We start from the raw sequence: 8723 nt of genomic DNA, 5'->3' as shown, positions 1-8723 counted from the left end.
CCACCCTACGCAGCGCCCCCAGCACACCGCCGACGGGAATTCCCGCGAACCACCGGTATTCGCACGTACGACTGAATCGCCCACGCATCAAGACCTGAATCCCACATTCCGGACGACAGTGGAGGCATGACCCAAACCCGACACGACCGCGGCGACGACACCGGCGGCCTGCGCAACGGCACGGCCACCTTCGAGGCCCTCCGCGACCAGGCCGTCGCCCTCCGCCGCCAAGGCCTCAGCCGGCGCCAGATCCGCGACCACCTCCACGTCCACAACAACGACATCCTCAGCCGCCTCCTGGAAGGCGAGCCCCCACCCGACTGGACCCGCCGGCCCAACGCCAAGGACGACCTCCGCGCCCGCGCCCGCGAGCTCCGCCTCCAGGGCATGACCTACGACCGGATCCAGCTCGAACTGGGCTGCTCGAAGAGCTCGATCTCCCTATGGGTCCGCGACCTGCCCAAACCGGACCGGACCCGCACGCGGGAGGAGTCGTCCGAGATCGCCCGGCGGGGCTGGGAGCAGCGTCTGGAGCGGCGGGAGGCGGAGCGGCAGCAGACCAAGCAGGACGCGGCTGCGCAAGTGGGGCGGCTGACCGAGCGCGAACTCTTCCTCATTGGCGTAGGGCTGTACTGGTCAGAGGGGCAGAAGAGCAAACCGCACGCCCGGCGCGAACGAGTGATGTTCGTCAACAGCGACCCGAACATGGTCAAGGTGTTCCAGGCTTGGCTCGATCTCCTCAAGGTGGCACGCGAGCGCATCAGGTACCGCGTGATGATCCACACGTCCGCAGACGTCCAGGGAGCTGAGCAGTACTGGGCTGACCTCTTGGAAGTCCCCGCGTCGCACTTTCAGCCGACCACACTCAAGAAGCACAACCCGACCACCGTACGCAAGAACGTGGGCGCCGGGTATCGAGGGTGCCTGGTGGTCTCGGTGCTCGACAGCGCCGACTTGTACCGGCGCATCGAGGGGTGGTGGTCGCAAGTGGCAGTGGAGGCAAGCCGCCTGAACGCGTAGGCTTGCCGCGACAATCCCGGGTTGCTCTGTCGGTAGGGGCGACTAGACTTTGAATCTAGGTACGACGCAGGTTCGACTCCTGCCCCGGGAGCTTTGACAACGGGTCCTGACCAGAAGGTCGGGACCCGCCCTCGTTTACGGCGTCTGGCCCCCCGGTATCCTTCGGGGGTCCACCACCCGAAGCCGAAGGGCACACCCGTGAGCGCCAACCGCCCGGCAGCCGTCGTCGTACTCGCAGCGGGTGAGGGCACCCGCATGAAGTCGGCCACTCCCAAGGTCCTCCACGAGATCTGCGGGCGCTCGCTCGTCGGACACGTCGTCGCCGCCGCGCGCGAGCTGGACCCCGAGCACCTCGTGGTCGTCGTCGGCCACGCCCGCGAGCAGGTCGCGGCCCATCTGGCCGAGATCGACGCGGACGTCCGCACCGCCGTCCAGTACGAGCAGAACGGCACCGGCCACGCCGTCCGCATGGCGCTGGAGGAGCTCGGCGGGTCCGTCGAGGGGACCGTCGTCGTCGTGTGCGGCGACACTCCGCTGCTGACCGGCGAGACGCTCGGCGCCCTGGTCGCGACGCACGGCGCCGACGGCAACGCCGTGACCGTGCTGACCGCGGAGGTCCCGGACTCCACCGGGTACGGCCGCATCGTGCGCGACGAGGAGACCGGTGCGGTCACCGCGATCGTGGAGCACAAGGACGCGACCGACGCCCAGCGCGCGATCCGTGAGATCAACTCGGGGGTGTTCGCGTTCGACGGCGCGCTGCTCGCCGACGCCCTGGGCAAGGTGCGGACGGACAACAGCCAGGGCGAGGAGTACCTGACGGACGTGCTCGGCATCCTGCGGGAGGCGGGCCACCGGGTGGGTGCGTCGGTGGGGAGCGATCACCGGCAGATCCTGGGGATCAACAACCGCGTGCAGTTGGCGGAGGCGCGGGCGCTGCTGAACGCGCGGCTGCTGGAGCGGGCGATGCTGTCGGGCGTGACGGTGGTGGATCCGGGGAGCACGTTCGTCGACGTGTCGGTGACTTTCGGCCAGGACGCGCTGGTGCATCCGGGTACGCAGCTGCTGGGTGCCACGCATGTGGGCGAGGGTGCCGAGGTGGGTCCGAACACGCGGCTGCGGGACACGCGGGTGGGTGCGGGTGCGCGGGTGGACAACACGGTGGCGGAGTCGGCGGTGATCGGTGCGTCGGCGTCGGTGGGTCCGTACGCGTACCTGCGTCCGGGGACGAACCTGGGTGTGAAGGCGAAGGCCGGCACGTACGTGGAGATGAAGAACGCGACGATCGGCGAGGGCACGAAGGTGCCGCACCTGTCGTACGTGGGTGACGCGACGATCGGCGAGTACACGAACATCGGTGCGGCGAGCGTGTTCGTGAACTACGACGGTGAGCACAAGCACCACACGGTGGTGGGCTCACATTGCAAGACGGGTTCGGACAACATGTTTGTGGCGCCCGTCACGATCGGGGACGGTGCCTACACGGCTGCGGGGTCGGTGATCACGAAGGACGTGCCGCCGGGTGCGTTGGCCGTGGCGCGGGGCCAGCAGCGGAATATCGAGGGTTGGGTGGCTCGGAAGCGGCCGGGGAGTGCGGCTGCTTCGGCGGCGCAGTCGGCGGCCGGTGAGGGGTCCTCGGGGGCCTGAGCGGCTCTTCCGGGTGAACTGTCCGGAAACAGGTGCGCCGGGGACGGCGTACCGTGATAGGTGCACGCAATTCGGCTGGCTCACCGTGTGCGGGACGGACGCACATGGGGGCGAGCAGCTTTCAACACGTCTGAGGAGACTGTGCTGTGACCGGGATCAAGACGACCGGCGAGAAGAAGCTGATGCTCTTCTCCGGCCGCGCCCACCCCGAGCTGGCCGAGGAGGTTGCGCACCAGCTGGGCGTCCAGCTCGTGCCGACCAAGGCTTTCGACTTCGCCAACGGTGAGATCTACGTCCGCTTCCAGGAGTCGGCGCGTGGTGCGGACTGCTTCCTGATCCAGAGCCACACGGCTCCGATCAACAAGTGGATCATGGAGCAGCTGATCATGCTGGACGCGCTGAAGCGTGCGTCGGCCCGGTCGATCACGGTGATCATCCCGTCGTACGGGTATGCCCGCCAGGACAAGAAGCACAAGGGCCGTGAGCCGATCTCGGCGCGTCTGGTCGCGGACCTGCTGAAGACCGCGGGTGCGGACCGCATCCTGACGGTGGACCTGCACACGGACCAGATCCAGGGCTTCTTCGACGGCCCGGTCGACCACCTGTCGGCGCTGCCGGTCCTCGCGGACTACGTGGGTGCGAAGGTGGACCGCACCAAGCTGACGATCGTCTCCCCGGACGCCGGCCGCGTGCGGGTGGCGGACCGCTGGTGTGACCGTCTGGACGCTCCGCTGGCGATCGTGCACAAGCGGCGTGACAAGGACGTCGCGAACCAGGTGACGGTCCACGAGGTGGTCGGCGAGGTCAAGGGCCGGGTGTGTGTCCTGGTCGACGACATGATCGACACGGGTGGCACGATCTGTGCGGCCGCCGAGGCGCTGTTCGCGCACGGTGCGGAGGACGTGATCGTGACGGCGACGCACGGCATCCTGTCGGGGCCGGCGGCGGACCGTCTGAAGAACTCGAAGGTGAGCGAGTTCGTGTTCACGAACACGCTGCCGGATCCGTCGGACCTGGAGCTGGACAAGATCACGGTGCTGTCGATCGCGCCGACGATCGCGCGTGCGGTTCGTGAGGTGTTCGAGGACGGTTCGGTGACGAGCCTCTTCGAGGAGCAGCAGTAGCGGTAGCAGTGGGACGGGTCCCGGGGGCCGGCCGTGGCGGTCGGCTCCTGGGAGATCCTTTTGGGTGCGGCCTCCGTGCCGGGTAGACTCGTGGAGTTGCTCGGCGAGGGAGGCCGCACTTTTCGGTGTGGGTGCTCCGTTATCGACGCGCTCTTCGTAGCAGGCCGTTTCGTGGCCGGGTGACCGTTGTCCGTTCCGTCACCCCACGAGGAGTGAACATGTCCGAGGTCAAGCTTTCCGCTGAGCTCCGCACCGTTTTCGGCAAGGGCGCCGCCCGTGCCACCCGCCGCAACAAGCAGATCCCCGCGGTCATCTACGGCCACGGTGAGGCCCCGAAGCACGTGGCCGTCGAGGGTCACGCGCTGACCATGGCGCTGAAGACCCCGAACGTCCTGATCTCCCTGGACATCGCGGGTGACGGCACCGAGCTGGTCATTCCGAAGGCCGTCCAGAAGGACCCGATCAAGCGCACCGTGGACCACGTGGACTTCCTCGCGGTCAAGAAGGGCGAGAAGGTCACGGTCGAGGTTCCGGTCCACGCCGAGGGTGACCTGGCTGCCGGTGGCAACCTGCTGGAGCACGTTCTCGCGACCGTTTCGGTCGAGGCCGAGGCGACCCACCTGCCCGAGGCGCTGACCGTGTCGGTCGAGGGCCTGGAGGCCGGCGCGTCCGTGCTGGCGAAGGACGTCGCCCTGCCGTCCGGCGTGTCCCTGGTGACGGACGCCGACGCGGTCGTCCTGCAGGTTCTCGCGGCGCAGGCCGAGGAGCCGGCCGCCGAGGGCGAGGGCGAGGGCGCGGAGGCCTGAGCCTCCCCCTTTTCCCGTCGCACCGGTTGCGCACCCGACCGCCGTCCGGCTCCACTGGAGCAGGACGGCGGTCGTCCATGTTGAGGAGCTAGTGATGTCGGACGACGCAGCGCCCTGGCTGATCGTCGGCCTCGGGAACCCCGGGGCGGAGTATGCGGGCAACCGCCACAATGTCGGGTTCATGGTGGTGGACCTGCTGGCCGAGCGGATCCGGGGGAAGTTCAAGGCGCACAAGGCGCGGGCGCAGGTGGTGGAGGGTCGTCTCGGTCCTCCGGGGCCGGCGAACCGGCGGGTGGTGCTGGCGAAGCCGATGTCCTTCATGAACCTGTCGGGTGGTCCGGTGACGGCCTTGCGGGATTTCTACAAGGTGCCGGTGGACCGGATCGTGGCGGTCCACGACGAGTTGGACATCGACTTCGGGGCGCTGCGGCTGAAGGTGGGCGGCGGTGACAACGGGCACAACGGGTTGAAGTCGATGACGAAGTCGCTGGGGCCCGACTACCACCGGGTGCGGTGCGGTATCGGGCGGCCGCCGGGTCGGATGCAGGTCGCGGACTTCGTGCTGAAGGACTTCTCGTCCGCGGAGCGCAAGGACCTGGGCTGGTTCGTGGACCGGGCTGCGGATGCGGTGGAGTGCCTGGTGGCGGAGGGGTTGGAGCGGGCGCAGTCCGCGTACAACTCCTGAGGGCTAGTAGTCGGCGATCCGGGTGAGGTCGATGTCGATGTCGAACGGCTCGTCGGTCTTGAGGAGGTCGCGGTACATGCCTGCGTGCACGTAACTGCGGGTCTGCTGGTCCAGGACGTATACGTGCACCAGGGGATCGTTGTGGCTGCCGGTCATCTCCACGCGCCAGAAGTTGGGGATGCCGGCGGCGGCGTACTTGATCGGCTTGGTGTTGCGGTCCCTCGCCTCGGAATCGGGAGACACCACTTCCACGGCCAGTACAACGTCCTCCGCCCGGTAGAACGTCTGTGTCGGGCCGGTGACGGACTCGGCCAGGACTACGGACACATCGGGCTCGGGGCCGTTCCGCTTGTCCAGGACGACGGTCATCTCACGCTTGACCTTGAGATGTGGCGGGGCGGTCCGGCGGAGACCCGTGACGAGCAAGTCGATCACGTCGGTGTGGAAGTTCCGCTGCGGACTCACGAAGACCAGGCTCCCGTCGATGAGCTCCGTGTGGGGCGGGAGGTCCTGTAGCGACAGCAGGTCGTCCACGGTGTACCCGTCCGCGGGGGGACGGGGCCAGCTGTGCTCGGCGGTCATGGCTGCTCCCATGGACGGCATCCTGGTCTTGTCCACCAACGGTAGCGGCCGGTATCCGCGTCCGTCATCACATCGTGTGACGGACGCGGATACCGGCCGTTCGTTCGACCGTGCCGTTCAGCCGGTGTTGCGCAGGCCGGCGGCGACGCCGTTGACGGTGAGGAGGAGGGCCCGGGAGAGCAGCGGGTCGGGGGCTTCGCCGCGGGCGGCGGCGGCGCGCTGGCGGGCCAGGAGGGAGACCTGGAGGTAGGAGATGGGGTCGAGGTAGGCGTCGCGGACGGCGAAGGTCTGCTGGAGGACGGGCTGGGAGTCGAGGAGCTTCTCGCCGCCGGTGATGCGCAGGACCTCGCGGACGGTCAGCTCGTGTTCGGCGCGGATGCGGTCGAAGACGTGCTTGAGGTCGTCGGGGACGAGGGTGTCGACGTAGTGGCGGGCGATCCGCAGGTCCGTCTTGGCGAGGGTCATCTCGACGTTGGACAGGAAGTTGCGGAAGAAGTGCCAGCGTTCGCCCATTTCGGTGAGGGCGTCCTCCTGGCCGGCTTCGCGGAGGGCCTTGAGGCCGGAGCCGACTCCGTACCAGCCGGGGACGATCTGCCGGGACTGGGTCCAGCCGAAGACCCAGGGGATGGCGCGGAGGCCGTCGAGGCCGGCGCCGGAGTCGGGGCGGCGGGAGGGCCGGGAGCCGAGGTGGAGGTCGGCGAGCTGGTCGACGGGGGTGGAGGCGAAGAAGTAGGCGGGCAGGTCGGGGTCTTCGACGAGTGCGCGGTAGGCGGCGTGGGCGGCGTCGGAGACGATGTCCATGGCGGCGTCCCAGCGGGCGAGGGCCTCGTCGGACTGCCGGGGGGCGGTGTGCAGGGCGGAGGCCTGCAGGGTGGCCGCGACGGTGAGTTCGAGGTTTTCGCGGGCCAGGGACGGGACGAGGTACTTGTCGGAGATGACCTCGCCCTGTTCGGTGACCTTGATCTCGCCTTCGAGGGTGCCCCAGGGCTGGGCGAGGATGGCGTCGTGGGAGGGGCCGCCGCCGCGGCCGACGGTGCCGCCGCGGCCGTGGAAGAGGCGCAGGCGGACGCCGTGGCGGTGGGCGACGTCGCGCAGGCGGCGCTGGGCGCGGTGGATCTCCCACTGGCTGGTGGTGATGCCGCCGAACTTGGAGGAGTCGGAGTAGCCGAGCATGACCTCCTGGACGTCGCCGCGGAGGGAGACGAGGCGGCGGTAGGAGGGGTCGGCGAGCATGTCGTCGAGGATGACGTCGGCGGCGCGGAGTTCGTCGGTGGTCTCCAGCAGCGGCACGATGCCGATCTTGGCCCAGCCGGCGTGGAGGTCGAGGAGGCCGGCTTCGCGGGCGAGGACGGCGGCGGCGAAGACGTCGTCGGCGCCCTGGCACATGGAGATGATGTAGGACTCGATGACCTCGGGTCCGAACTTCTCGAAGGCGTCCTTGACGGCGATGAAGACGCCGAGGGTCTTCTGGCCGGCCGCGTCGAGGGGGGCGGGGGTGGGGGCGAGGGGGCGGCGGGAGCGGAGTTCCTTCGCGAGGAGCTTCTGCCGGTACTCGCGGGGCATGTCGGCGTAGCGCCAGGATTCCTCGCCGAGGCGGTCGAAGAGCTGGCCGAGGGCGTGGTGGTGGGCGTCGGCGTGTTCGCGGACGTCCATGGTGGCGAGCTGGAGGCCGAATGCGGCGAGGGTGCGGATGGTGCGGTCCATGCGGCCGTCGGCGAAGAGGGCGCCGCGGTGCTCGCGCAGGGAGGTCTGGATGAGGGTGAGGTCGGTGAGGAGTTCGGCGGTGCCGAGGTAGTCGCGGCCTTCCTCGTGGGGGGTGCCCTTGGCGAGGCGCTCGCGGGTGTTGAGGAGCTTCTGCCGGATGCAGGTGGCCTTGAGGCGGTAGGGCTCTTCGGCGTTGAGGCGCTTGTAGCGGGGGCTGATCTCGGGGAGGCGCTCCAGGTCGGCCTGGAGGGAGGAGAGGAGTTCCTCGGTGGCGCCGGTGTAGCGGATGGAGTTGGAGAGCAGGCCGCGCAGGTAGTCGATGAGTTCCAGGGCGTCGGTGATGCCGTGCTCGTGCTGGAGGATCAGGACGTCGCGGGTGACGTCGGGGGTGACGTTGGGGTTGCCGTCGCGGTCGCCGCCGATCCAGGTGCCGAAGGTGAGGGGGCGGGTGCCGGGGGGCAGTTCGACGCCGACGCGCTGGAGTTCGGCGGCGAGGTCTTCCAGGACGTCGCCGACGGCGCCGGCGTGGAGTTCGTCGAGGTAGTAGATGGCGTTGCGGGCCTCGTCGGCGGGCTCGGGGCGGACGACGCGGAGTTCGTCGGTCTGCCAGACGAGGTCGATGTTCTCGGCGAGGCGGAGGTCCTGGCGGCGGCGGTCGCCGGCGCCGGTGGCGGGCTCCTCCAGGAGGGTGGCGATGCGGCGCAGCTTGTTGAGGACGCTGCGGCGGGCGGCTTCGGTGGGGTGTGCGGTGAAGACGGGGCGGACGTTGAGGTTGCGGACCGTTTCGCGCAGGTGGTCGGGGTCGGCGTCCTTGAGCATGTCGGCGGTGCGGGCGAGGAGGCCGCCTTCGGCGGCGCGGTGGGCGCGCAGTTCGCGGCCGCGGTGTACCTGCTCGGTGACGTTCGCGAGGTGGAAGTAGGTGGAGAAGGCGCGGACGAGCTTGGCGGCGGTCTCCAGGTCGGTGTCGCCGAGGAGGGTGGCGGCGGCTTCGCCGTCGGTGCGGGTGAGGGCGCGGACGCGCTCGACGAGGTCGAGGAGGTCCCGGCCTTCCTGGCGGACGAGGGTTTCGCCGAGGAGGTCGCCGAGGCGGCGGATGTCCGCGCGGAGTTCCGCGTTGGCGGCGGCGACGGAGGGGGACGGGGCCCGGCCCGGGGT

7 protein-coding genes and 1 tRNA gene are annotated in these 8723 nt (G+C 69.5%); 6 read left to right on the top strand and 2 right to left on the bottom strand.

The window, feature by feature from the left end; genetic code table 11:
- The first annotated feature begins 126 nt into the window (after nt 1-126).
- The 6 genes from EF903_RS23360 to pth all read left to right on the top strand — a co-directional run bounded on the left by EF903_RS23360 (nt 127) and on the right by pth (nt 5282).
- Nucleotides 127-1020 carry a hypothetical protein gene (locus EF903_RS23360; RefSeq protein WP_125546211.1) on the top strand — a complete coding sequence of 298 codons (894 nt, stop codon included), beginning with the start codon at nt 127-129 and terminating at the stop codon, nt 1018-1020.
- Between the two features lie 14 nt (nt 1021-1034).
- A tRNA-Gln gene (locus EF903_RS23355) sits at nt 1035-1111 on the top strand.
- Nucleotides 1112-1218: 107 nt separating this feature from the next.
- On the top strand, nt 1219-2667 hold the full coding sequence (gene glmU, locus EF903_RS23350) for a bifunctional UDP-N-acetylglucosamine diphosphorylase/glucosamine-1-phosphate N-acetyltransferase GlmU (protein ID WP_125546209.1): 1449 nt from the start codon (nt 1219-1221) through the stop codon (nt 2665-2667).
- Between the two features lie 146 nt (nt 2668-2813).
- A complete protein-coding gene (locus tag EF903_RS23345) occupies nt 2814-3791 on the top strand; it encodes a ribose-phosphate diphosphokinase (RefSeq protein ID WP_125546207.1) in 978 nt (325 codons plus the stop codon).
- A gap of 218 nt (nt 3792-4009) precedes the next feature.
- A complete protein-coding gene (locus EF903_RS23340) occupies nt 4010-4597 on the top strand; it encodes a 50S ribosomal protein L25/general stress protein Ctc (protein ID WP_125546205.1) in 588 nt (195 codons plus the stop codon).
- A gap of 94 nt (nt 4598-4691) precedes the next feature.
- Complete coding sequence (gene pth / locus EF903_RS23335) at nt 4692-5282, top strand: aminoacyl-tRNA hydrolase (protein ID WP_125546203.1); 591 nt, start codon at nt 4692-4694, stop codon at nt 5280-5282.
- A gap of 3 nt (nt 5283-5285) precedes the next feature.
- On the opposite strand, the gene EF903_RS23330 is transcribed toward pth, so the two are convergent.
- Both EF903_RS23330 and ppc read right to left on the bottom strand, forming a co-directional pair.
- Nucleotides 5286-5876, bottom strand: a complete 591-nt coding sequence (locus EF903_RS23330; protein ID WP_125546201.1) for a Uma2 family endonuclease — start codon at nt 5874-5876, stop codon at nt 5286-5288.
- A 105-nt stretch (nt 5877-5981) separates the two neighbouring features.
- Nucleotides 5982-8663, bottom strand: coding sequence for a phosphoenolpyruvate carboxylase (gene ppc, locus EF903_RS23325; RefSeq protein ID WP_125546213.1), 2682 nt, complete (start codon nt 8661-8663; stop codon nt 5982-5984).
- Nucleotides 8664-8723 lie beyond the last annotated feature (60 nt).

The organism is Streptomyces sp. WAC05292 (genome assembly GCF_003949955.1).
In the GTDB taxonomy this organism is placed as follows: domain Bacteria; phylum Actinomycetota; class Actinomycetes; order Streptomycetales; family Streptomycetaceae; genus Streptomyces; species Streptomyces globosus.
Note: the sequence above shows the minus strand (reverse complement) of the source record. Positions and strands in the feature narration are given on the sequence as shown.